At 75.8% G+C, this 23061-nt stretch carries 21 protein-coding genes; 12 read left to right on the forward strand and 9 right to left on the reverse strand.

The genetic code is table 11. The annotated features are described in order from the left end of the window. Positions 1 to 70: 70 nt before the first annotated feature. A complete protein-coding gene (locus tag AB0N04_RS36415; protein ID WP_360223279.1) occupies positions 71 to 736 on the reverse strand; it encodes an NlpC/P60 family protein in 666 nt (221 codons plus the stop codon). 223 nt (positions 737 to 959) lie between these two features. Here AB0N04_RS36415 and AB0N04_RS36420 point away from each other — a divergent pair, with 223 nt between their 5' ends. Beyond that, positions 960 to 1364 (forward strand): RidA family protein, encoded by a 405-nt coding sequence (locus tag AB0N04_RS36420; RefSeq protein WP_360223282.1) that lies wholly within the window; start codon positions 960 to 962, stop codon positions 1362 to 1364. A gap of 15 nt (positions 1365 to 1379) precedes the next feature. On the opposite strand, the gene AB0N04_RS36425 is transcribed toward AB0N04_RS36420, so the two are convergent. After that, the gene (locus AB0N04_RS36425) at positions 1380 to 1889 is read right to left on the reverse strand and encodes a nuclear transport factor 2 family protein (protein ID WP_360223285.1); all 510 of its coding nucleotides are present in this window, start codon (positions 1887 to 1889) and stop codon (positions 1380 to 1382) included. Positions 1890 to 2094: 205 nt separating this feature from the next. On the opposite strand from AB0N04_RS36425, the gene AB0N04_RS36430 reads away from it, so the two are divergent. Then, a complete protein-coding gene (locus tag AB0N04_RS36430) occupies positions 2095 to 3117 on the forward strand; it encodes a LysR substrate-binding domain-containing protein (RefSeq protein WP_360223288.1) in 1023 nt (340 codons plus the stop codon). Between the two features lie 186 nt (positions 3118 to 3303). Here the strand turns inward: AB0N04_RS36430 and AB0N04_RS36435 are convergent, their stop codons facing one another. Further along, positions 3304 to 3792: an SRPBCC family protein gene (locus AB0N04_RS36435; RefSeq protein WP_360223291.1), complete on the reverse strand. Its 489-nt coding sequence runs from the start codon at positions 3790 to 3792 to the stop codon at positions 3304 to 3306. After that, entirely contained in the window at positions 3789 to 4250 is a 462-nt protein-coding gene (locus AB0N04_RS36440; protein WP_360223294.1) for a metalloregulator ArsR/SmtB family transcription factor, read from the reverse strand. Before AB0N04_RS36440 ends, AB0N04_RS36435 begins: the two co-directional genes overlap by 4 nt. Before the next feature lie 344 nt (positions 4251 to 4594). Here AB0N04_RS36440 and AB0N04_RS36445 point away from each other — a divergent pair, with 344 nt between their 5' ends. The 3 genes from AB0N04_RS36445 (at position 4595) to AB0N04_RS36455 (ending at position 7436) form a co-directional block, all read left to right on the forward strand. Then, a complete protein-coding gene (locus AB0N04_RS36445) occupies positions 4595 to 5326 on the forward strand; it encodes a ScbR family autoregulator-binding transcription factor (protein ID WP_360223297.1) in 732 nt (243 codons plus the stop codon). Positions 5327 to 5746: 420 nt separating this feature from the next. After that, positions 5747 to 6613 carry an AfsR/SARP family transcriptional regulator gene (locus AB0N04_RS36450; protein WP_363365654.1) on the forward strand — a complete coding sequence of 289 codons (867 nt, stop codon included), beginning with the start codon at positions 5747 to 5749 and terminating at the stop codon, positions 6611 to 6613. Between the two features lie 97 nt (positions 6614 to 6710). Next, positions 6711 to 7436 carry a TetR family transcriptional regulator gene (locus AB0N04_RS36455; protein ID WP_360221717.1) on the forward strand — a complete coding sequence of 242 codons (726 nt, stop codon included), beginning with the start codon at positions 6711 to 6713 and terminating at the stop codon, positions 7434 to 7436. 112 nt (positions 7437 to 7548) lie between these two features. Here AB0N04_RS36455 and AB0N04_RS36460 read toward each other — a convergent pair whose 3' ends face one another. Continuing rightward, positions 7549 to 8331, reverse strand: a complete 783-nt coding sequence (locus tag AB0N04_RS36460) for an MBL fold metallo-hydrolase (RefSeq protein ID WP_360221720.1) — start codon at positions 8329 to 8331, stop codon at positions 7549 to 7551. A gap of 90 nt (positions 8332 to 8421) precedes the next feature. Here AB0N04_RS36460 and AB0N04_RS36465 point away from each other — a divergent pair, with 90 nt between their 5' ends. The 5 genes from AB0N04_RS36465 (at position 8422) to AB0N04_RS36485 (ending at position 14282) form a co-directional block, all read left to right on the forward strand. Further along, positions 8422 to 9021: an ABATE domain-containing protein gene (locus AB0N04_RS36465; RefSeq protein WP_360221723.1), complete on the forward strand. Its 600-nt coding sequence runs from the start codon at positions 8422 to 8424 to the stop codon at positions 9019 to 9021. Between the two features lie 152 nt (positions 9022 to 9173). After that, on the forward strand, positions 9174 to 9788 hold the full coding sequence (locus AB0N04_RS36470; RefSeq protein ID WP_360221726.1) for a hypothetical protein: 615 nt from the start codon (positions 9174 to 9176) through the stop codon (positions 9786 to 9788). A 267-nt stretch (positions 9789 to 10055) separates the two neighbouring features. Next, a complete protein-coding gene (ligA, locus tag AB0N04_RS36475) occupies positions 10056 to 12131 on the forward strand; it encodes an NAD-dependent DNA ligase LigA (protein ID WP_360221729.1) in 2076 nt (691 codons plus the stop codon). A gap of 55 nt (positions 12132 to 12186) precedes the next feature. After that, a complete protein-coding gene (locus AB0N04_RS36480; RefSeq protein ID WP_360221732.1) occupies positions 12187 to 13086 on the forward strand; it encodes a DUF1963 domain-containing protein in 900 nt (299 codons plus the stop codon). A 392-nt stretch (positions 13087 to 13478) separates the two neighbouring features. Then, positions 13479 to 14282, forward strand: a complete 804-nt coding sequence (locus AB0N04_RS36485) for a putative protein N(5)-glutamine methyltransferase (RefSeq protein WP_360221735.1) — start codon at positions 13479 to 13481, stop codon at positions 14280 to 14282. 70 nt (positions 14283 to 14352) lie between these two features. On the opposite strand, the gene AB0N04_RS36490 is transcribed toward AB0N04_RS36485, so the two are convergent. From AB0N04_RS36490 to AB0N04_RS36500, 3 genes are all read right to left on the reverse strand, one after another. Then, entirely contained in the window at positions 14353 to 14784 is a 432-nt protein-coding gene (locus tag AB0N04_RS36490; protein WP_360221738.1) for a PPOX class F420-dependent oxidoreductase, read from the reverse strand. Positions 14785 to 14933: 149 nt separating this feature from the next. Further along, entirely contained in the window at positions 14934 to 17858 is a 2925-nt protein-coding gene (locus AB0N04_RS36495; RefSeq protein WP_360221741.1) for a poly(A) polymerase, read from the reverse strand. Next, a complete protein-coding gene (locus AB0N04_RS36500) occupies positions 17858 to 19696 on the reverse strand; it encodes an RNA ligase family protein (protein WP_360221744.1) in 1839 nt (612 codons plus the stop codon). Before AB0N04_RS36500 ends, AB0N04_RS36495 begins: the two co-directional genes overlap by 1 nt. Positions 19697 to 19882: 186 nt before the next feature. Here AB0N04_RS36500 and AB0N04_RS36505 point away from each other — a divergent pair, with 186 nt between their 5' ends. Beyond that, positions 19883 to 20404, forward strand: coding sequence for a hypothetical protein (locus tag AB0N04_RS36505; protein ID WP_360221747.1), 522 nt, complete (start codon positions 19883 to 19885; stop codon positions 20402 to 20404). A 36-nt stretch (positions 20405 to 20440) separates the two neighbouring features. Here AB0N04_RS36505 and AB0N04_RS36510 read toward each other — a convergent pair whose 3' ends face one another. Next, positions 20441 to 21271 (reverse strand): PIG-L family deacetylase, encoded by an 831-nt coding sequence (locus AB0N04_RS36510; protein ID WP_360221750.1) that lies wholly within the window; start codon positions 21269 to 21271, stop codon positions 20441 to 20443. Between the two features lie 418 nt (positions 21272 to 21689). Between AB0N04_RS36510 and AB0N04_RS36515 the strand changes: the two genes are divergently transcribed. Next, on the forward strand, positions 21690 to 22862 hold the full coding sequence (locus tag AB0N04_RS36515; RefSeq protein ID WP_360221752.1) for a CopD family protein: 1173 nt from the start codon (positions 21690 to 21692) through the stop codon (positions 22860 to 22862). Positions 22863 to 23061 lie beyond the last annotated feature (199 nt).

A 23061-nucleotide genomic window follows, 5' to 3' on the forward strand; every position in this document is an offset into this window, starting at 1 on the left:
TCGTCGGGCTGTAGGGCCGGCTGCCCGCGCCGCCCGGCGGCCGGGGCCCGGACCCCGGCCGCCGGGCGGGTCAGGCGGTGGGGCCGGGTCGGCGGGCGCCGGCGAACTCGCCTGCCCAGCGCGGGACGTCGAGGACGTTCTCGACCCGGGCGATCAGGGTCCCGGTGCGTTCCGCGTGGATCATCGCGCCGCCGCCCGCGTGGATCCCGACGTGGTGCAGCGGTGCGTCGGGGCGGGAGAAGAACAGCAGGTCCCCCGGGGCGAGGTCGGCGCGCTCCACCGGGGCGCTGCGGTGGAACTGGGCGACGGTGTAGTGCCCCAGCTCGACCGTGCCGTCGCTGGCCCGGAACCAGCAGTACAGCGACAGGCCGCTGCAGTCGAAGCCGACCGTGCTCTCCCCGAGGCACTTGCCGTCGAGGTAGCCGTTCTCGTCGTCGCAGAAGCCGAGGCTCGCGCCCAGGCGGTCGCCGCCGCCCCAGGCATAGGGCACGCCGATCTGGGCGGCGGCCACCTCGGCGACCCTACGGCCCAGCGCGGCGGCGTCGCGGGGCGCTTCCACGCGGGGCGCCCGGCCGGGGTGGGCCGCCGCCTCCGTCGCCAGTGCCGGGACGAGGCCGGCGCCCAGGGCCAGGCCCAGCACACGGCGCCGTCCGACGCCGGCGGGCTCCTCGCGGTCGCGGTCGGGCCGTGGTGCCCCCGCGGTCGAACCGGGCTCCTCGGGTGCTCGGGGTTCCATCGCTGACTCCCTGCTCTCGTCGGCCGATCGGGCGGCGGATGCGCGACGCCCAGGACCAGACCAGGATTCCGCTTCGCCGAGTTGACCCGCCATCACCCGCAGCGGTGAACCGTGGACGCACGGGCCCCGCAGTGGCGGGAAATCCGCTGGTAAATCGATTGACGGTCATTCGGGAGGCGCCAACGATGGGCGCGAACGTTCGGTCGCGACCTCGGGAGTCCAGATGAGCAGCCCCGTCACACTGATGCGTCACCCGCGCCTCACCCCCGCCGTCGACTACGCCTACGCGGCGGTCGTCGACGCCCCGGTCCGTACGCTCTGGCTCGCCGGCGCCTGCCCCCTGGACGGGGAGGGGCGGACGGTGGCGGTGGGGGACTACGAGGGGCAGGCCCACCAGGTGATGCGCAACCTGATAGCCGTCCTGGAGGAGGCCGGCGCCGGGCTCACGGACGTCGCCCGGACGACGGTGTACGTCGCTTCGGCCGACCAGGCCGACTTGGTGAAGGTCTGGGACGTCTACCGTTCCTACCTGGGCGAGCACGACGCCCCCAGCACGCTGCTGGGCGTCACCGTGCTCGGCTACGACGACCAGCTGGTGGAGGTGGAGGCCGTGGCGGTGCTGCCCTGACCGGTGCAGCGGGCCTCAGCCGCCGAAGATCGCCTTCGGCTCGCCGGTCAGCCAGACGTTCTCGATCCGGACGCGGTGCATCAGCCAGCGGTCGCCGTCGCGGAGCAGCTCGACGTCGTAGCGGTTCTTCAGCAGTGCGTGCGTGGCCGGGTCGGCGGTCAGCAGGTGCTGTGCTTCGACGAGGGCGGTGAGCCGGGCCCGGTCGCCGTCCACGGTGATCCGCGGGTTGGTGACCTGGTGGGTGGTGTTCACCCGTCCGGTGAACATGCTCAGGATCGTGTCGACGATCGGCTCCCGGCCGACCATCAGGGGCGGCTCGGCGCCCCAGGCGGCGGCCGCGGGGCGGAAGTCGAGTTCGGCGTCGGTGGTGAAGGAGGAGGCGAAGAGGTCGCGGTCCTTGAGGTCCTGGCCGAGGGCGAAGCGGAGCAGCGCGTCCAGGATCTCGGTGCGGTCGCGGAGTTCGGCGGTGACGGCGGCGAGGTCGGCGGCGGGGGCGGTGAGCGCGCGGCCGGTGGTGACGAACATGGGAACTCCCGTGGGGGTGAGCGGCCTTGGCGGGCCTCGGTGGACGGCTCCACTCTCCCCCGGGGGCGGTGGGGTGATCAACGGCGGTCCGTGCAACGATCGTGAAGGGAGACTGAACGATGAGCGGTGCTTCACGATGAAGCGCGGCTGCTGACGCCGGCGGCTGGGCGACGGGCGGTGCGTGCCGCGGCGAACGGGGGCGGGGATGCCGGAGCGGCACGAGATCGAGACCTTCCTGGTGCTGTCGGAGGAGCTGCACTTCGGGCGGACGGCCGAGCGGCTGCACGTCTCGACCGCGCGGGTCAGCCAGACCGTGCGGAAGCTCGAACGCCGGGTGGGTGCACCGCTGTTCGCCCGGACGAGCCGCCGGGTCGAGCCGACGGCGATCGGCCGGCAGCTGGCGGAGGAGCTGGGGCCGGCGTGGCGGGCGGTCGGCGCGGCCGTCCAGCGCGCCACCGACGCGGCGCACGGGCAGGCCGGGGAGCTGCGGGTGGCCTATGCAGAGCCGGCCGCCGGACAGCTGCTGTTCGGGGTCGCCGAGCTCTTCCGCGGGCGGCTGGCGGGGTGGGAGGTGGTGCTGCGTGAGGCGCCGCTGCTGCAGCGGCTCGACCTGTTGCGGGCGGGTGAGGTGGATCTCGTGTTCGCGGAGTTCCCGCTGCTCTCACCGGAGTTGGTGATGGGGCCGGTGCTGGTCAGCGAACCCCGGATGCTCGCCGTTCCGGCGGGGCACCGGTTGGCCGAGGCGGCCTCGGTGGCGCCCGAGGACCTGCTCGGGGTGCCGTTCGTCCGGCTGCCCGCGGACCTGCCGGAGTCCTTCCGGGTGGACCGGGGGCCCCGGTCCGTGCTGGGCGGCGGCGCACCGGGCGGCCCGTCATCGGGTGGCGGGCCGTCGGGCGCTGCGCCGGGTGGCGGGCCGTCGGGCTCGGTTGCCCCGCGCGGTGCTCCGGCTCCTCGACCGTCCGTCGGGGAGGCGTCCGCGCTCGGGCCGGTGGGCGGCACGCTGAACGAGGTGCTGATGCTGGTCGGGGCCGGGCTCGGGGTGTTCCCGGTCGGAGCGCAGACCCGGCGCTACCACGCCCGCCCGGACGTGGTGTACCGGCCGCTGGCCGGTGCGGCGCCGGTGGAGTGGGGCCTGCTCTGGCACCGTGACCGCTCCACCGCCGCCGGCCGGGCTTTCGTCCGCGCGGCCCAGGAGCTGCTGGGCGCGGGGGAGCCGGACCAGCCGTGACGCCGGGCCGTGACGCCGGGCGGTGTCGCCGGCCCGTGACAGCGGGCGACGCCGGCTGGCTGTGGAGGGCGGCGCGGGCAGCAGTGGGCGGCGGCCGTGCGCGATGCGGGCCGCCGCCCGGACGGATCGGGCCTTTGCGGAGGCGTCAGGGGTGAGGTGTCAGGAGGAGGCGTCAGGGGTGAGCTGTCAGGAGGAGGCGAGCAGCGCGTCCAGCTTGCGGTAGCCCTCGACCACGCCGTGCTCCATGCCGCTGGCCAGGATGGCGTCGCGGGCGGTGAGGCTGTCGACCACGGAGAGCACGGTGACGCGGGTACGGCCCTCGCCCACGGGTTCGAAGACGGCGGTGTCCAGCGAGACGCCGTCCGGCACGCCCTCGAAGGTGAAGGTCTGGACGAGCCGGCTCGCCGGTCGGACTTCGTGGAAGGAGCCGTAGAAGGCGGCGACCTGCTGCCCCTCGCGGTGCATGGAGTAGCGGTAGTGGCCGCCGGTGCGCCCCTCCCAGGTGTCGATCTTCATGTCGAGGTCCCGGGGGCCGAGCCACCGGGCGACCAGCTCGGGCTCGATCCAGGCGCGGAACACCCTCTCCTGCGGGGCGTCGAACTCGCGGACGATCCGGATGGTCGGCAGTGCCGGGTCCGCGTCGATCCGGGTCTCGTGGCCGGTGGCGGAGGTCATGACGGGTCTCCTTCGTGTTGCGCGGGTCGGCCGTCCCGTGCGGGCCGGTCGCTCCCTCCGGTGTGCTCGGAGTGTTCTGTCCGTTCTGTCTGTTCTGCGTGTCGCTTCCGGTCGGGGCGGGGCCCGGGGGTCTCGTCGTCGGCCATGGCCGCGAGGACGGCGTCCAGGCGGCCGAAGCGCTCCTCCGCCTGGCGGCGGTACCGCTCGATCCAGCTCGTCATCAGGTCGAACACCTGCGGCTCCAGGTGGCACGGCCGTCGCTGCGCGTCCCGGCTGCGGCTCACCAGTCCGGCCTCCTCGAGCACCTTGAGGTGCTTGGAGACGGCCTGCATGGACATCGCGTAGGACTCGGCCAGCTCGCCGACGGTGGCGTCCTGGACCGAGAGCCGGGCGACGATGTCGCGCCTGGTCGGATCGGCCAGGGCGACGAACGCCCGGGACAGCTGGTCGACGGCCACCACGCACCTCTGTTCTTCCGCAACCGATTGGTTGAGGACAACGGTACTCCCGGGCTCCGGGCTATTCAACCTTTCGGTTGTGGACGAGGCTGTCGTCGCCGAACGGGAGATTGGAATACCGATCGTTCGGTTTTGTCGGTGGCGAAGGACGCTGGTGCGGCTGCCGTTTCCGGGTGCCCGGTGGAGGCTTCGCGTCTCCTGTGGAATGACCGGGGGAGGCAGGTGGGGGAGAAGGAGCCTTTGGGGTGATTCCCGGACTTCGTCTTGTCGCTCTCGGGCCACCGGTAGCTAAGATACGGGGTGTTTGGTTTTGTTTTCCGGAGCTCTGGGCGGGGTGGTTGCGGGTGGTACGGCAGGAGCGGGCGCTCCGGACGCGTCGGCTGATCCTCGAGGCGGCGGCGTCGGTCTTCGACGAGTTCGGCTACGAGGGCGCCACCATCGGCGAGGTGGTCTCGCGGGCCGGGGTGACGCGCGGCGCGGTGTACTTCCATTTCGCTTCCAAGCGGGATCTCGCCCAGGGTGTCGTGGAGGAGCAGTTCGTCCAGGACGGTGTGCCCGAACGGGTCTGCAAACTGCAGGAGTTCGTGGACACCGGGATGGTGGTGGCCTATCTGATGCCGCGTGACCCGCTGCTCAGCGCGGGGGCCCGGCTCTCGCTCGGCCAGGACGTCTTCGACGATCTCGGCGGCGGGGCGATCCCCGGGTGGATCGGACGCCTGGAGGCGCTGCTGACCGCCGCCGGGGAGCGCGGCGAGCTGCTGCCGCACATCGTGCCGGCGGACACGGCCTGGCTGGTCACGGCCGCCTGGACGGGCGTGCAGATCCAGTCGCAGAAGCTGTCCGGGCGGGCGGACCTGGAGCAACGGGTGGCCGGGCTGTTCCAGCACCTGATGCCGAGCATCGCGGTGCCGGGCGTGCTCGGCTCGCTGCAGATGGGGCCGGACCGCGGCGCCCGGGTGGTCGCGGAGGTGGCCGCCGCCCGGGCGGCCGAGGAGGCCGGCGCAGACCCGGGCGCGGACCCGGCCGAGGAGCGCTCCGGGGTCGGGGCGGTCGTCGACGAGGTCGGCGTCCGGTGAGCTGAAGTCCATGGTGGCGCAGCCCGGTTGACCTCGGTGGGCGTCCTCCCCGCCCGCGGCGGCGCGCCGGGTCGGGAGCGGGCGGCGGGCGCGCGGGGGCGGCCGAGCGGGGGCTGCCGCGCGGGCCGGCCCGGTCGGACCGGATGAAGACGTGGCGGTGCGGGGCCCGAGGGGTCCGGCGCCGCCTTCGGCACGTCCGTGGCCGGTCGCTCCGGGTGCCGCAGCCGTGACGCTCGGTCGATCCGACTGGCCGTCCAGCCCCGGGCCACCCATTCCACAGAAACAAACAGCGCGTTCGGTTTTGTATTGACAAACCGCGCGTCCTGTTTTTGACTGGTGACAGTCGCCCTAGGGGTGTCGACCCGGGTGCCGGCCGCGGCGGACAGGCCTGCGGCGTTCCGTGTGATTGGGGTGGTCATCGTGGAAATTCGGGTGCTCGGGGCGCTGGACGTCCGGGTGTGCGGGGTCTCGGTGGTGCCGTCGGCACCGAAGCCGCGTCAGGTGCTGGGGTTGCTGGCCCTGCGGGCCGACCAGGTGGTGCCGGCAAGGGCGTTGGCCGACGAGCTGTGGTCCGGGCGACCGCCGCGCAGCGCGCGCACCACCGTCCAGACGTACGTGCTCCAGCTGCGCGACATGATCGACCGCGCGCTCGGGCAGGTGGGCGCGGCGGCCGGGGTCTCCTGCGCCAAGGACGTGCTGGTGACCTCGCCCGGCGGCTACATGCTCAACAGCGGTGGCGGGATGACGGACGTCCGGGAGTTCGAGCGCCTGGCCGGCATGGGCTACCGCGCCATGGACGGCGAGGACCACCCGCTGGCCGCCCGGATGCTCGCCGAGGCGCTCGGCCTGTGGCGCGGGGCGGCCTTCGCCGACGTCCCGGCCGGCGGTCAGCTGGGGGTGGAGGCGAAGCGGTTGGAGGAGACCCGGCTCTGTGCGCTGGACCAGCGGATCGAGGCGGACCTGCGGCTGGGCCGGCACCGGGTGCTGCTCGCCGAACTGACCGTGCTGGTGGACCGCTACCGCACCCACGAGAGCCTGCACGGCCAGTACATGATCGCCCTGCACCGCTCCGGCCGGCGCGGCGAGGCGCTGGAGGCCTACCAGCGCCTGCGCAACACCCTGGTAAGGGAGTTGGGCATGGAGCCGTCGATCGGCCTGCGGCGGCTGCAGCGCTCGATCCTGATGACCGGGCCGGAGCGTCCGGAGCGTGAGGCGGCCGCGCCCGCCAGGGCGGAGGCGGCGGCCGGGTCGGAGCCGGCCGCCGCCCGGCTCAGTCGGGTCGGCTGAGGCTCCGCGGAGTTCGTCGCCGAAGGCGTTGCGGCACCGGGCGTCCCGCCCGGGCGAGGTCGGAACCTGCTGGTCGCTGTGAGGGGTTGTGGGTCGGGTGGTGCAGGAGAGGTCGGAACGGACGCGCGGACGGCTGGTGGAGGCGGGGGCGGAACTGTTCGACCGTCACGGCTACGCCGGTGCGACGCTCGGCGAGATCGCCGGGGCCGCGGGGGTGACCAAGGGGGCGCTCTACTTCCACTTCGCGTCCAAGGACGAGTTGGCCAGAGCGGTGTTCCAGCAGGCCGAGTGCTCCCTGCGCAGTGCCTGCCGCGCGCTGCGCGCGACCGCCTCCCCGCTCCAGACGCTGATCGACTCGGGCTACTGGCTGGTCGACGCCCTGGGCTCGGACGCGGTGGTGCGCGCCGCGTTCCGTCTCGGCCGCGAGGGCGGTGGCTGGCAGTCCGGCCCGGCGGCCCCGGGCGCGGCCGCCGTCGGTGCGGCCGGCCCCGGTGGGACCGCCTCCGGTGTCGCCGCCACCGGCACCGCCGCCCCGGTCGAGGGGGTGCCGGGCTTCCACGGCATCTGGGCCGGTGTCGTCCGCGAACTGCTCGTCGGGGCGCGCCGCGCCGGTGAACTGCGCGACCGGCCGGGCGTCCTGGGGCCGGAGACCCTCGTGGTGGCGGCCGCCTGCGGCCTGGAGGTGGTCTTCGGCGACGGCGGCGCCGACGAGGAGCGCGCCCGCCGGGTCGGCGCCCTGTGGGAGTGGCTGCTGCCCTGCCTCGTCCCCCCGGGCGGGTCGGGCGCCTACCGGACCAGGCCGCGGGCGCCGCTGCCCGCCTGAGCCCGGCCGGGGTGCGGGCCGCGGCACCCGCCGGGTCGACGGGCCCGTCACCCCGGCCCCCGGCCCCCCGCCCCCGGCCCGTCACCCCGTCCCGCCCCCCGGCCGGGGCCGGTCACGCCGTGTGCAGGCGGTCCGCCAGGCCGGCGGCGGTGAACGCGGCCACCAGGTCGTCCCGGCCCTCGGTGAAGTGGGCCCAGCTGTCGTGGTGGACCGGGACCACCCGGCGGGCGCCCAGGATCCGGGCGGCCTCGGCCGCCTGCTTGCTGTCCAGGACGAGGGGCTCGCCGTCGAAGAGGACGGGGAAGCGGGGCGCCCCGGCGAAGAGGACCGCGGTGTCCACGGGGGCGAACCGTTCGGCGATCTCCCGGACGGCGTCGAGCGAGGCGTTGTCGCCGCTGACGTAGACGGTGGGCAGCCCCTCGCCGGTCAGGACGAAGCCGACGACCTGCCCGGTGACGGCCTCGACGTCCTCGCGGGCCCCCGGTCCGTGCAGGGCGGGTGCGGCGGTCACCGTGACGGTGCCGCCGCCGGGGCGGTCCAGGGTGACCGACTCCCAGTCGGCCAGGCCCCTCGCGGTGCCCCCGAGGCGCCGGCCGCCGCCGGGGGTGGTGAGGGTGAGCGGCACGTCGGCGAGCAGTGCCCGGCCGGAGTGGTCGAGGTTGTCGGCGTGCTCGTCGTGGGAGAGCAGGACCACGTCGACGCGGCCGACGTCGGCGGGGCCGCCGGCGGCCGGGGCGGTCTTGGTCAGGACCGGGCCGCCCGGGCGCTGGTAGTCGCCCGGGGCGTCGAAGGTCGGGTCGGTGAGGAAGCGCAGGCCGCCGTACTCGAAGAGGGCGGTCGGGCCGCCGAAGAGGCGGACGGGGAACTGCTCGACGGTCGGGTCGGAAGAAGCCATGGCGAAGCACACCTCACGGATGGGAGTGGTTTATCCGTGAGAAACCGTAGCGGGCTCTCACGGATGGGCGCAACCGATACCATGAGATCCATGAGGGAGACCCAGACCGACGAAGCCGCCGTGCCACCCGCGCCGGGGGAGGAGCAGCACCCCTCCCTCGCCCTGGTCAACAGCTCCGTCACGGTGCCCGGCGGCTACGTCCTGGACCGCCTCGCCACCCCCGCGGGGACCAACCGGTGGCTCCTCGAACACGCCCTCGCCCCGGCCGACGCCGGCCTTCAGGACATGTGTGCGGGCCTGGTGCGCGCGATGCGCGAGCAGGTCAGGGCACTGTTCGCGGCCAGGGTCGCCGGACTGCCCGCGCTCCCCGCCGCCCTGTCCGCCGTCAACGACGCCCTGACCCGGCTGCCCACGGCCCGGCTGCTCTGCTGGGACGAGGAGACCGGCCCCTACCGGGCGGCCCCGCACCCCACCGCCGCGATCGTCGAACACGCCCTCGCGGCCCTCGCCGCCGACGCCGCCGACCTGCTGACCGGCCCCGACGCCGAGCGCCTCACCGCCTGCGGCTCCACCCCCTGCACCCGCTACCTGCTCCGGCACGGACGCCGCCACTGGTGCTCCACCCGCTGCGGCGACCGGGCCCGCGCGGCCCGCGCCTACGCCCGGCGCACCCGCCCCGAACAGGACTGAACCCCGGGCCCGGCGGGGGCCGGCCGGGGCGGGCCCGCTCCTCCGAACGGACCCCGTGGCCTTGCCCGGGCCCCCACCGGGCCGTGCGATGGAGGTGCCGGGGACGGCGCCGGCGGCCGCCGGGCGCCCGGAACGAGGTCAGGAGCCCGCCCGTGTTCGTTCGCACCGGCTACTTCACCGGGGATCCCGCCCTCCTCGACGGGGCCCTCGACGGGCTGCGCGCCGAGGCGGTCGGGCTGCTGTCCGCGCAGCCCGGCTACCGGGGCTACGGACTGTTCGCCGACCGGGAGCTCGGCATCGTCACCATGGGCTCCTGGTGGGAGAGCCGGCAGGCCGAGCAGGACAGCGACCGCCGGCTGCGCGGCCGGCGCGACGACCTGCTCGCCCCGTTCGCCGCAACGGCGACCACCGAGGTGTGGGAGGCCGTGGTGGCCTCCCGGCCGGCCGCGGCCGCGCCGGGGTCGTGGTTCCGCGTCGTGGGGTTCGACCTCGACCGGGCCGACGCCGAGCGGGTCGCTGCCCGCTTCCGTGAGGACGGCCTACCCGCGCTGCAGCGCATCGACGGCTACCTCGGCGGCTCGATGCTGATCAGCGTCGAGGACGAACGCGGCGCGGTGGGCGGGTTGTTCGCCGACCGGGCCGCCCTGGTCGCCTCGCGCGGGGCCGCCGCCGCGACCCGGGCCCGGGGGATGGCGTCCGGCGGGCTGACCCTGCGTTCGCTGCAGGAGTTCGAGACCGTCCTGCTGGACCTCCCGCAGTCGCGCTGAGCGCCCCGCCGTCGCCTCCGGCCGGTGCTCCCCGGTCCTGGACCGTCCCCGATCGCCCCCGTCCGCTCGACCACGACCACGACCACGACCGTGCCCGAGCCGGGCCCGGCCGCACCGGAACGCCCGCCGGCGCACCGGTCGCCGCCGGAACCGCGCCGACACGCCCGTTCACCTGGGACGCAGCCGGCACCCGCGGGCGCGGCGCGCGGCCGTCCGCGGCGGGGCGGGCGCAGGCCGAATGTCAGTGCGGGTCGCCATGATGTCGGTATGAAGGACGCAGCCACCACGGCTTCCCCCGCCGCCCTCGCCTCCCCGCAGGCCTACGCCGACGCCGTCGCCACCGCCGTGCGCGCCGCCGCCGCGTACTACGACGACGGCTCCACGCCGCTCGGCGACGACGAGTACGACGCCCTGGTGCGGGCGATCGAGGCCTACGAGGACGCGCACCCCGCCGAGGCGCTGGCCGAGTCGCCGACCGGCAAGGTCGCCGGCGGCGCGGTCGTCGGCGACGTCCCGCACAGCGCCCCGATGCTCTCCCTCGACAACGTGTTCTCGGCCGAGGAGCTGGAGGCCTGGGCGGCAGGGCTGGAGCGCCGGCTCGGCCGTCCGGTCGCAGCCTGGTGCGTCGAGCCGAAGCTGGACGGCCTCGCCGTCGCCGCCCGCTACCGCGCCGGCCGGCTCACCCAGGTGCTCACCCGCGGTGACGGCCTGGCCGGCGAGGACATCACCGCCGCCGCCGACGCCGTGCTCGGCCTGCCGGCGCGGCTCACCGAGCCGCTGGACGTCGAGCTGCGCGGCGAGGTGCTGCTCACCCACGAGCAGTTCGAGCAGGCCAACGCCGTCCGCACCGCGCACGGCGCGACCCCCTTCGCCCACCCGCGCAGCGGCGCGGCCGGCACCCTGCGCGCCAAGGACCGCCCCTACCGGGTCGAGCTCACCTTCTTCGCCTACGACGCCCTCGGCCTGTCCGGGGCCGACGAACGCCTGGACCACGCCGAGCTGTTGGCCCGGCTGGCCGTCCTCGGCGCCAACACGGCCGCCGCCACCGACGCGGCGCCGCTGCGCTGCGCGACCCTGGCCGAGGCGCAGCAGCGGATCGACGGGATCGCCGCGCTGCGCGCCGCGCTGCCCTTCGGCATCGACGGCGTGGTGGTGAAGGCGGACGCGGTGGCCGACCAGGAGGAGGCCGGCTCCGGCTCCCGGGCCCCGCGCTGGGCGGTGGCCCGCAAGCTGCAGGCCCAGCACAAGGTGACCAGACTGCTCGGGGTGGAGTGGAACGTCGGCCGCACCGGCATCATCGCGCCGCGCGCCGTGCTCGAGCCGGTGGTGATCGACGGCGTCACCGTCACCTACGCCACCCTGCACAACCCGGCCGACATCGAACGCCGCGGTCTGATGATCGGGGACGAGGTGTTCGTCTACCGGGCCGGGGACGTCATCCCGCGGGTGGAGGCGCCGCTGGTCGACCAGCGCACCGGCGCCGAGCAGCCGATCGTCTTCCCCGAGGTCTGCCCGCGCTGCGGTGACGCGATCGACACCTCCGAGCAGCGCTGGCGCTGCGTGCGCGGCCGGGCCTGCCAGGTGGTCGCCTCGGTGATCTACGCCGCCGGGCGCGACCAGCTCGACATCGAGGGCCTCGGCGGCACCCGCGCCGTCCAACTGGTCGAGGCCGGCCTGGTCGCCGACCTCGCCGATCTCTTCACCCTCACCCGGGACGAGCTGCTGACCCTGGAGCGGATGGGCGACACCAGCGCCGACAAGCTCCTCGCCGCCATCGAGACGGCCCGAAGCCGCGCGCTGAACCGGGTGTTCTGCGCGCTCGGCATCCGCGGCACCGGCCGCACCATGTCCCGCCGGATCGCCGCCCACTTCGGCAGCATGGCCGCGATCCGCGCCGCGGACGCCGAGGCGCTGGCCGGCGTGGACGGCATCGGGGTCGAGAAGGCCCGGGTCGTCGTCGCCGAACTCGCCGAACTGGCAGATCTGTTGGACAAGCTCGCGGACCGCGGGGTGGGCACCGAGGTCACCGCTCCGCAGGCACCCTCTCCCGTCGGCGCCGAGGAACCGGCCGCCGAGGACGGTGCAGGCACGGGCCCGCTCGCGGGCGAGGCCGTGGTCGTCACCGGCAGCATGACCGGCCCGCTCGCCACGCTGTCCCGCAACGAGATGAACGAACTCGTCGAACGCGCCGGCGGCAAGGCCTCCTCGTCCGTCTCCAAGCGCACCACCCTGCTGGTGGCAGGCGAGAAGGCCGGTTCCAAGCGGGCCAAGGCGGAGGAGCTCGGCATCCGCATCCTCACCCCCGAGGAGTTCGCCGACCAGGTCGCCCCCTACCTCCCCTGAGCCATCGGCGCCCGATACAGCACGCCGTCCCTTTCCCCGCCGCACGGAGACGACCATGACCCGCACCACCCCGCCACGCCCCGTGGATGTGGAGGAGATCTTCCCCGAACTGGTGGCGCTGCGCCGTGAGGCCGTACGTCTCCACCCGCGGGCCGGCGAGCCGTCCCCGTCCGAGAGTTCGGTCGGTGGGCCGCTGCTGTGGCCGGCCGGCGAGCCGTGGCCGCTGTGCCCGAGCACCAGCCACCCGGAGCAGTGGGGGCAACCCGCGACACAGGGGCCGGTGCCGATGGTCCCCGTCGTCCAGATCCACCGGAAGGACGTTCCCCAGCTCGCCTCTCCCGCCGGGGCCGACCTGCTGCAGGTGCTCTGGTGCCCGTTCATCGTCGACGGCTGCCCGACGGCCACGCCCCGGGTGATCTGGCGCAGTTCCGCAGCGGTGGGCCCGGTCGTGGCCGCCGCGCCGTCGACGGTGGGCACCGCGCCCCGGGACAGCATCCCGGCACCGTGCGTCGTGCACCCCGAGCCGGTGGTCGACTACCCGAGCTGGGACATTCCGGAGGAGCTGAGCCCGGCACTGCAGGTACGGATGGAGGAACTGGAGGCCCGCACCGGCCTGTGGTACGGCTATCACCTGGCCGAGGCCCCGGGGATCAAGCTCGGCGGATACCCGAGCTGGACCCAGGACCCCTGTTGGCCCGACTGCCCGAGCTGCGGGCAGGCGATGGATCACCTTCTGACGGTGAGTAGTGGGGAGTACGACGGCGAGTCGTACCGTACCTGGCTTCCTCTGGAGGACCGCGACAGCGAGACCGGCGAGGAACGCGAGGACGCCACCGGAGGCCGTGGAGCCCACCGGGCGGCCCGACTGATGATCGGCGACGCGGGCGGCGTCTACGTCTTCGAGTGCCGGGCCTGCCCGGACCGTCCGGTGGCCCACCACTGGGACTGCTCCTGACCTGGCGCGCACCCGTGGCAGCCGGCGGTCGCCACGGGTGCGCGGCCCCGCGCGGCGGCGCATCGCGATCGGCGTGTGGAACGCGCGCGGACCCGGTCCCGTGAACGGGCGGCCGGGGCCGGGAACGGAGCAGTGCGGGCCCGGGGAACGGAGCAGTGCGGGCCCGGGGAACGGCCGGTCACCCGTGGTAGTGGTGCGGTAGGGTGGCCGGTGCCGAGTACGACCGCGACTCAAGGAGGTGAGCCCCATTACCGGTATGTCCGAGCGGGTGCTCCCGGAGCGCGGCCGTGCGGGCGCCCCGCGCGCGTAGCGCGGACGCGTCGGCGCGGCACAGGCCCTGGCGGGAGCCCTGACGGAGTCGTTCTCCTCCCGATCTCCCCCAAGGGGTCCTCTTGTCCGTCTTCACCTCCGCCACCCTCCGTTCCTCGGTGATCTCCCGGCTGCGCGCCGCGGGCTGCGTGTTCGCCGAGGACGAGGCGCGGATCCTCCTCTCCGCCTCCACGACCCCGGCCGAACTGGCCGCGATGGTCAGCTCCCGGGCCGCCGGCCGTCCGCTGGAACACGTCGTCGGCTGGGCCGAGTTCGCCGGCCTGCGGATCGCCGTCCACCCGGGCGTCTTCGTCCCGCGCCGGCGCAGCGAGTTCCTGGCCGCCACGGCCACCGGGCTCACCCGCCCGGGCGCCGTCGTCGTCGACCTGTGCTGCGGCAGCGGAGCCCTCGGGGCCGCGGTGGCGGCCGCGGCGCCGCACCCGGTGGAGCTGTACGCGGCCGACGTCGACCCGGCGGCCGTCCGCTGCGCCCGTACCAACCTCGCCGGCGGGGCCTGGCCCGCCGGGGCGCGGGTCTTCGAGGGCGACCTGTTCGCCGCCCTGCCGGACGCCCTGCGCGGCCGGGTGGACGTGCTGCTCGCCAACGTCCCGTACGTCCCGACCGCCGACATCGCGCTGCTGCCGCCGGAGGCACGGCTGCACGAGGCGCGGCCGGCGCTGGACGGCGGCGCCGACGGCCTGGACGTGCTGCGCCGGGTCGTGGCGGAGGCCCCGGTCTGGCTCGCGGCGGGCGGGACGCTGCTGTTCGAGACCAGTGAGCGGCAGACGCCGACGGCCCTCGCGGTCGTCCGCGCGGCCGGCCTGGCGGCGGCCGACATCCGGCACGAGGACCTCGACGCGACGGTGGTCACCGCGACCCGGCGCTGACGCGGCCGTCACGGGCGCGGTTGCCCGTCCCCGGCGCGGCGTCCCGGCCGGCCGGCACGGGACCGAGGGGTCAGACCCGGGAGCCGTAGACGTGGTCGACCGGGATGGTCAGCAGGACGCGGCGGTCGGCGACCATCACCGCGCGGTACTCCGCCCAGTCGGGGTGCTCGCCGGCGGCCCGACGGTAGTAGTCCACCAGCGCCTCGACCTCGGGGCCGTCGGGGTCGGTGCCGGGCCCGGTGAGGGTGGCGACGCCCTCGGCGGTGGCCCAGGTGCGGCCGTCCGGGCCGGTCACCTCGAGGCTGACCCTGGGGTCCCGGCGCAGGTTCGCGGTCTTGGCCAGGCCGTCCCGGGTGGAGACCAGGATGGCGTTGGTCTCCGGGTCGTAGTACGGCAGGACGGGCGACAGCTGGGGCCGGCCGTCGGCCTTGATGGTGGCGAGGATGCCGAGCCGGCTCCGGGCGAGCAGGGCGTACGGGTCGAACGGTGTGGTCGCGGTCATGGCAGCATCATGGGCCTTCACACCGGTGTGAAGGTCAAGGCAGGGCAGGCGTGTTGCGGCAGGCGGGCCGGCGGGCAGGTTGACGGATGGACAGGTTCCGCCGTGCTGTGCCGCCCTGAGCCGCGCCGCCCTGTGCCGCGCCGCGCCCGCTACGCCGGCGTCGGCAGCGCGCCGCCGTCCACCCGCTCGACGCGGACGCCGGGCAACCCGCGGCACCAGGCGGCGGCGATCCGGTCGACGGCCTCGGGGCCCGGCGGCTCGGCGCCGAGGCCGATCGCCAGGCGGGTCGCCCCGTGGGCGCCCTCGAACGGTCGCGGCCAGGCGTGCAGGCCGGTGGCCCCGGTCCCTTCCAGGCCCGTCAGCAGGGCCCGGAGCCGCCCGCGCACCGCGCCGACGGTGTCCTCCGTCGCCGTGGCCTCGACGGTGACGACCGCCCAGGCCGCGTGCCGCCGGTGCCACGGCGGCACGGCGAGCAGTGCGGGCCACGGGTCGTCGGCCTCCGTCGCGAGCTCCCAGGCGCGGTAGAGCTCCTCGGTGAGCAGCTCCCGGGCGTCCGGGCCGACCTGGGTGGTGCAGCTGCGGACCGGCGCGGCGGGCGTGAACACCGCCACCGGCTCGCCCTGGTGGGCCGTCACGGTGCCGTGCAGGCTCACCGGCTCCCGCCAGTCCCAGGCCGCCCAGGTCTCGGCGAAGCGCCGGAACAGGTCCTCCTCGGCGACGTCGTCGGCACTCAGGACCGTCCGGGCGGCCAGCACCGTCCAGGCCAGTGAGGGCAGTTGGCCGAACGGTGCGGAGTCCAGACCGCGCGCCCGGGCCCAGGCCTTGACCTCCCGGGCCAGCCTGACGAACCGCCCGTGCCGGTCGCCGACCGCCGCCAGCACGGCCTCGGCGTCCCCGACCGCGCTCAGCGCGACCGCGGCCTCCGCACCCAGCTCGGCACGGCGCCCGACCGCGTCGCCCGGGGCGAGCGACCCGCAGTGGACCACGACGAGGTCCACGTCCAGCCCCTCGGCGGTGAACCGCAGCCCCGGCACCCTGGCCCCGCGCACCGCGCGGACCCGCCGGGCGCCGGGCAGCGCCGCCGCGACCCGGGCACGCAGCCCGGCCGGATCGGCGGACCCCGGCAGCACCGCGACCAGGTCCAGATCGGCGCCGTCCAGCTGGCAGCCCATCCGCCGGGACCCGACGGTGTGGACGACCCCTTCGGGCAGGGCCGCCGCGATCCGCTCCGCGACGGCCCGGGCCGCCGCCTCCTCAGCGCGGCGCCGGGCCCCGGGCCGCGGAGCCGGCTCCGCCCCTGCCGTTCCGTGCCCGGCGACCTCGTGCGCCGGGCCGCCGTGCCCGGTGGCCGTCCGCTGCTCGGCCAGCCACCGCACCTCGCCGGTGCCCAGCGCGACCACCGCGCGCGGACGCATCGGCTCACCGCCCCGGCGGGACAGCACCACCAGCTCGCCCACCCGGGCCGTGACGGCCTCGAGCAGCGCCGCGCAGTCGGCGGCGGCCTGCTGCGGATCGGCGCTGCGCCCGAGCGTCAGGTGCGGGGTGAAGCCCTCCGCCCGGCCGCGGCAGCGCGGGAAGCGCCGCTCCAGGGCGTGCCGCAGCGCGGCCCAGGGTGCGGGGGAGGAGGCCGCCGGATCCAGCCACAGGGTGGCGTCCTCGCGGTGTCCGAAGGTGTGCACGCCGTCCAGCCGGGCGGTGAACGGCGCCTGCTCGGCGGCGGCCGCGCCCAGCAGGGGCAGCGCCCGGTCGAAGGCGGACTCCGGGACGAAGCCGAACAGCAGGTTGACGTGCGGCGGCCAGCGCCGCAGCTGAGGGTCGTACCGGCCGCGCAGGCGCTGGATCGGGGGCCACAGCTCCTCGGGCGGGATCCAGGCGACGGCGGTGCGGGCGGTCGGCGCCACGTCGAGCAGCGCGGTCGCCCCGGTCCCGGCCAGGTCGAGGTCCACCAGCACGCCGTAGTGGTCGGACGGGTACAGCCCCGAGGCGTCCGGCCGGTCGCCGAGCAGGGCCGCGGCCGCCACCCGGGCCCGCTCGGTGCGGTGCAGGACGCGGTCCAGCCGGGCGGCCCGGCCGCTGAGCGAGGAGACCGCGGCCAGCGGGTTGGCGGTCGGGTCGAAGGTGGCGGTCGCGTCGGCGGGCCCGTGCACCTGCGTCCAGGCGTCCCGCAGGCCGAGCGCGGCGGCCGGGCCCTCGGCGCCGGAGCGGCCGTCGTTGAAGTCCCCGAGCAGCAGCAGGTCGCCCTGGACGCCGGCCAGGCCCTCGGCGAGTTCGGCCAGTTCGGCCTCCCGGCGGGCCGGGCCGCCCGCGGTGTGGTCGCTGGTCAGGTGGACGGCGGCGACGGTCAGCGGTGCGTCGGCGGCGCCCAGCGTGACGGCGGTGACGGCCTTGTGCGGGCCCAGCACGTGCCGGCCCGCCTCCAGCACCGGCAGCCGGCTGAGCAGCAGCAGCCCGTACGCGTCGACGTCGGGACCGAGCGGGTCGGCGCCGAGGGTGTAGCCGGCCCGTACCCAGGGGGCGTCCAGCAGCAGGGCGACCAGGGCCGGTTCGACCTCCTGCAGCGCGATGACGTCCGCGTCCGCCGCCTCCAGCGCGGCGAGCAGCAGCGGCCGTCGCCGGGCGGTGTCGATCCGGTCGGCGTCGTAGCGGTCCCACAGGGTGTTCCAGGTGACCACCCGCACGGGGGCGGCGCCGGTGGTGTCGCCGGTGTCGCCGCCGCCGGTGTCGCCGCGGGTGGTGCCGGAGGCCGGTTCGGCGGGCCGCCAGCCGCCGTCCGGCCGCCAGTCGTACGGGGTGAGGGCGGTGAAGAACGGTGCCGGAAGGCGGCGCGGTGCGGTGCGCCGGCCGGCCGCGGTGCTGTCCAGGACGTCCACACCCGAGTCGCGGTCCCAGACCCGGACGCCGTCGGCCTCGACGAAGCGCACCCGGTGCCAGGGGATGTCGCCCGCGTCGGCGAAGGCCTCCAGCGGGACGAGCTCGGTGCGGTCGTCGCGCTGGCGCACGCCCACCGAGAACCGTGCGGGGTCGAAGCGGGAGTCCCAGCGGACCCGCTGCCAGACCTGTTCGATGGGGCGCATCAGTCGTCCTCTCCGTCGAGGGTGCCGGCCGTGTCCTCCACGGTGCCACTCGGGCCGACGTACCAGGTGCGGTGGGCCTGGCCGGGGTAGGGCGGGCTGAACCGGCGCAGCTGGGCCGCGAGCACCTCCGGCGGCACCGGGTGCGGCCGGGCGGCGTTGCGGCGCGCCAGCTCGGCCTCGTCGACCAGCAGCACCACCTGGGTGACCAGGGCGTCGCGGCGCTGCGCCACGGCGTGCACGGCCGCGCGCTGATGCCGGTTGAGCGAGGTGGCGTCCCAGACGACGGTGGCCGGGCGGGCCGGGTCGGGCGGGCCGGCCGGGTCGCTCGGATGGGCGGGGTCGGTCCGGGCGAGGGCGGCGTCCAGCCGGTCCAGGCCCTCCCGGAGCACGGCGGCGTTGTCGCGCTGGTCCGCGCGGGAGCCGCGGGCCTCGCGCAGGTCGTCCAGCGAGATCCGGGCGCCGACCCCGGGCAGGGCGGCCGCGAAGGTGCTCTTGCCGCTGCCCGCCGGGCCGGCGAGGTGCACCAGCCGCGGGAAGCGGCCGTCCCGCCACCGCCAGGCGGCCGCCACGGCCTCCTCGACGGTGTGGATCCGGCCCAGCGCGTACGCCTCGCGGGCCTGCGCCCAGCAGCGGTCGGCGGCGTCCCGGTCGAGGCCCGCGAGCGCCTCGCGCAGGCCCTCCCGCAGCGGGCGCAGCGGCGCCTCGGCGAGCAGCCCGGCGTCCTCGGCGTGCAGCGCGGACCAGGCCACCTGGTCGCGTTCCGACGCTCCGGGCGCGGCCGTCGCGGCGACGGCGTGCAGGACGCCGAGGTCGGCGGCGCAGGAGAGCCGGACCAGGCCGGTGCGGCGGTCCTCGTCCGGATAGGGCTGCTGCAGGCCGGGGTGCAGTCCGACCAGGTCGGCGACCCGCCGGGCCAGCGGCAGGCCGAGCACACCGGCCAGCCGGGGTGCCAGGCCCTCCCGGCGGGCCGCGCCCAGCGCGGTGGCGAGCACTCCGGCCAGTCGCGCGTCCCCGCCGCGGCCGAGCTCGTCCAGCCGGGCGGACACCTCGGCCAACCGGTCGCCGGTGGCGGGCAGTCCCGCCTCGCGTGGCCCGTCCTCGGGCAGTCCCGCCCCGAGCAGTCCGTCCTCGCGCGGTCCGTCCTCGGGTAGCTGCAGTGCGGCGGCCAGTGCGGGGAGTTCCGGCAGCGCCCCGGAGCGCACCGACCAGAGGGCGGCGCCCGGGCCCAGCCCGTTCTCCACGACGGCGGTGTGCATCCAGTGCGTGTCGGTCCGCACGTGTTGCGGCCGCACCCACTTGGCGACCCGCCGACCGAACTCCGCCCGGGGGAAGCCCGCGGCGGTCCGCACCACGTAGCCCTCCTGGCGGTCGAGGTCCAACCGCAGCGTCCGCAGGGCCCGTTCGTCGTACCGGCCGCGCCAGAGCACCCGCGGTGCCGGCACGCCGAGGCGGCGCAGGAAGCGGACGGTGTCGTCCCAGCCGAGGCAGACGTCCCGGTCGGTCCAGACCGAGAAGCCGTGGAACCAGCTCTCCAGGTCGGTGTACGGGATCGAGTGCCGGGCGAACAGGTTCTCCCCGCAGATCCGCCAGCCGGCCGGGATCCGCGCGCCGATCCGGCCCTGCAGGCCCTTCACCCAGGCGCGGGAGGGGTGGTGCGCCGAGTCCAGCGAACGGGCGTGCAGGCCGTCCCGGTAGAGCGTGGTGTTCTCGCCGTCGAGCTTCTCGGTGACGACGACCTCCGCGCCCGTCAGTCCGGAGAGGTCGCCGCTGCGGACGTCGTCCGCCGCCGCCCCCGGGGACCAGGGCAGGTGCGGCGTCCGAGGGTAGTGCACGCGCATGCCCGGCTCCTTGGAAGGTGGTTGATCCGCCGACACTCTAGGAGCGGGGGAGAACGCCCGGCCACCGATTAACGGGCCAACGGCGCAGGTGGGCGGGGTGACGGCCGGTCGGCCGGCCGGGTGGGCGGGGTGGCGGGCACGGTCGGCTCCCTGGCGCGGCCGGCCGGCGGGCGCCACAATGCGCGCATGGGGAGACGGCTCGGGGCGGGCTCGACGGGCGCGGGTCCGACGGGCCTGCCAGGTGCTACGGGCCTGCCGGGTGCTACGGGGCTGGTCGGCCTGCGGGGCCTGCCGGGCCTGGGCCTGACAGGCCTGACGGGCCTGACGGGCCTGGTGGTGGGGCTGGCCATGGCCGCGGCGTGCGGCGGACCGCCGACCGCCGCACGCGCCACCCTGTCGCCCGCCACCGTGTCGCCGTCCACCGCAGGGGCGGTCCCGTCGGCCGACCCCGTGGCGGACTGCGTGCTGAGCATCGGGCCCTGGCTGCAGACCGCCCTCGACGGCGGCACCGACCTCGGCGACTACCAGGAGATGGGTCTGTCCAGCGCCCAGGGCGGGGCGCTCCGCGACCTCCAGCGGCGGGCCGCCGCCCTCCGGGCCCAGGGGCCGCTTCCCGCCGGCTGGGCGGCGGAGGAGGTCCGGCGCTCCTGCGCCGCGATCGCCGCCGCCCGGGCCACGGCGACGGCGAGGCCGACGGGCTGGCCGTGACCGGAGGGCGGCGCCGTGGCCCGGGCGGCGGGTCCTTCAGCGCAGGCCGGCGAAGAGGTCGTTCTCGGGCAGCTCCGCGTCGGTGGTGTCGTGCACCCGGACGAAGGTCTCCACACCCATCAGCTGGGTGAACTTCTCCTTGCCCATCTTCAGGAAGAAGATGTTCTCGCCCTGGCTGGCGTGCGCGGCCAGCGCGTCGTACTTCTGGCCGCCGAACCCGGTGGCGTCCACCCAGGTGGTGATCTCCTCGTCGGGGAGGCCGATCTCGGGCAGCTCCGACCCCTCGCTGCCCGGCTCCTCCCAGTCCCCGCCGAGCTCGCGCATGACCTCCCCGAACTTCGCCATCATCGAGCGCGGCGCCGTCGTCCAGTACACCTTCGGAGCCGTGCCGACCAGCTCCAGCGCCCTCGTCGTGATGCGGTTGGCCTGGATGTGGTCGGGGTGGCCGTAGAAGCCGTTCTCGTCGTACGTCACGACCACGTCGGGCTGGTACTTCCGCATCAGGTCGGCCAGGCGGGCCGCCGCCTCGTCCACCGGCGTCGTCCAGAACGAGCCGGGCGCGTCGTTGGCGGGCCAGCCCATCATCCCGGAGTCGCCGTACTCGAGCAGTTCGAGGTGGCCGACCTCGAGGACCTCGCAGCTGGCCTCCAGCTCCTGACGGCGCATCGCGGCGACGGCCGCCGGGTCGTGCCCGGCCTCGCCGGGCTTGACGCCCCCCGGACCGTCTCCGCAGGCGCCGTCGGTACAGGTGACGAGCACCGTGCGGATGCCCTCGGCCGCGTAGCGGGCGAGCACACCGCCCGTGCCGGTGGCCTCGTCGTCGGGGTGGGCGTGCACGGCCATCAGGGTCAAGGGCCGGTCAGTCATGGGGCTCATCCTTCGGTCTGCCGAGTGTTCGGCCTCAGTCTGCGGCACGGGGCCGACAGGGAGCGTGGTTCGCCGTGGTTCTGATCGACTGTTGGGAACGACGGGGCCACCGCCCGCTATTCCGGCCGCCCGGCCTCCGGCGCGGGGCGCACTCCGCAGGCCTGACGCGAGCGGTGGCGGCGCCGGACGGCCGGTCCGGCGCCATCGCCGTTTCGTGTACGGAGCGTGGCGATGGGGTAGGGCCGTCCCCGCCGTCACGCCCGCCCGGCGCGCTGGTGTCACAGTCGCCCCGGCTGTCTCACCAGCCGAAACGTCGGGATCGCGGGTGGCGTGGCGGGGAGCTCGCGAGGCGGCCGTGGTTGCTCACCGTGGTCGACGGGGTGTTCTCGAGGGCGGATATTTAGGTTAGCCTTACCTCATGCACACTGCCTCCCTGGCCGCGACCACGGCCGGATACGTCATGCCCCAGGCCTGGCGGATCCTCAGCAAGACCGGCTACTTCCTCGGCCTCAGCGGGGCCATCGGTGCCACCGTCACCTACGCCACCACCGTCCGCCCCGCGCTGCGCGCGCCGCAGACAAGCCCCGAGGACACGGTGGTGCTGCGAAGAAGAACCGCGGCCTACCTCGCCTGGGCGGGCGTGGTGCTGCTGGTCGCCGGGTACTTCCAGCTCGCGGCCCGGGTGGCACGCGCCGGCAAGGGGACGCCCTTCGGCGACGCCCTCGCGCCCGACCGGATCCTGGACTTCCTGCAGGCCCCCGCCGCCAAGGGCGCCTGGATCGCCCAGGGCACCGTCTACCTGGTGCAGAACGCGGTCCTGGTGGTGACGGCCGCCGCCCTGACGTCCCTGTTCGTCCCGGCCGTCCGCCGGCACGTCGACGCCGTCGCCCTCCTCGCGCTGCCGCTCTCGCTCGCCGTCACCCTGATCGGCGCCGTGCCGGCCACCAAGCCCGCCGACCTCGACCGCTGGCTGGACCTCGTCTTCGACCAGACCCACATCGTCTCCGGCACGGTCTGGCTCGGCGGCCTCGCCCTCCTGGTCGCCCTGGCCGGCACCCGCGGCCGGCTCGGCGACGGCGCCGGACTGCTCTGGGCCGACGTGTGGCGCCGGTTCAGCCTGGTCGCCATGGTCTGCGTCGGCGCGGTCACCGTGTCGGGCCTCTGGCTGAGCTGGAAGCACGTCGGTGCGGTCTCCCAGCTGTGGACCACCGGCTACGGCATCGCCCTGTCCGTCAAGGTCCTGCTGGTCCTCGGCCTCGTCGCCGCCGGAGCCTTCAACCAGTTCCGCCTGATGCCGCGGATCGTCCACGCCCGCCGGGCCGACGACCAGAGCTCGCTGCTGCACCTGACCCTGCGGCACTTCCCGCTGGTCGTGTGGGGCGAGGTCGCGCTCGGCGTCGCCGTGCTCGCCGTCATGCCCTTCATCTCGGGCTCGGCCCGCACCGAGGCCGGCAGCGCCAGGGCCGTCTCCTCCACCACGGTGTTCGCCGGCGGGGCCGCCCTGGTCGTCGCCCTGGCCGTCTCGCTCTACGCCACGGCCAAGGCCTCCGACGCGCTGGCCCGCCGCACGCCCACCACGGCCGCGGCCTGACCGGATCCGCGGCGCCCGCCCGCCCCGCCGCCACGGCGCCCGCGCCCGTCCCCAAAACCAGTGGCCCGACCCCCGATCCGGTGCGATGATCCGCGGAGCGGGCGGCCGGGCCCTTCGCCGTCCGGGGCCGACCCGGTTGCCCGAACCAGACCGAACCGGACCGGACCGGCGCGTCTCGGTCCGGATCGGCCGCACCAGC

It is taken from the genome of Kitasatospora sp. NPDC051702 (assembly GCF_040681575.1).
Lineage (GTDB): Bacteria > Actinomycetota > Actinomycetes > Streptomycetales > Streptomycetaceae > Kitasatospora.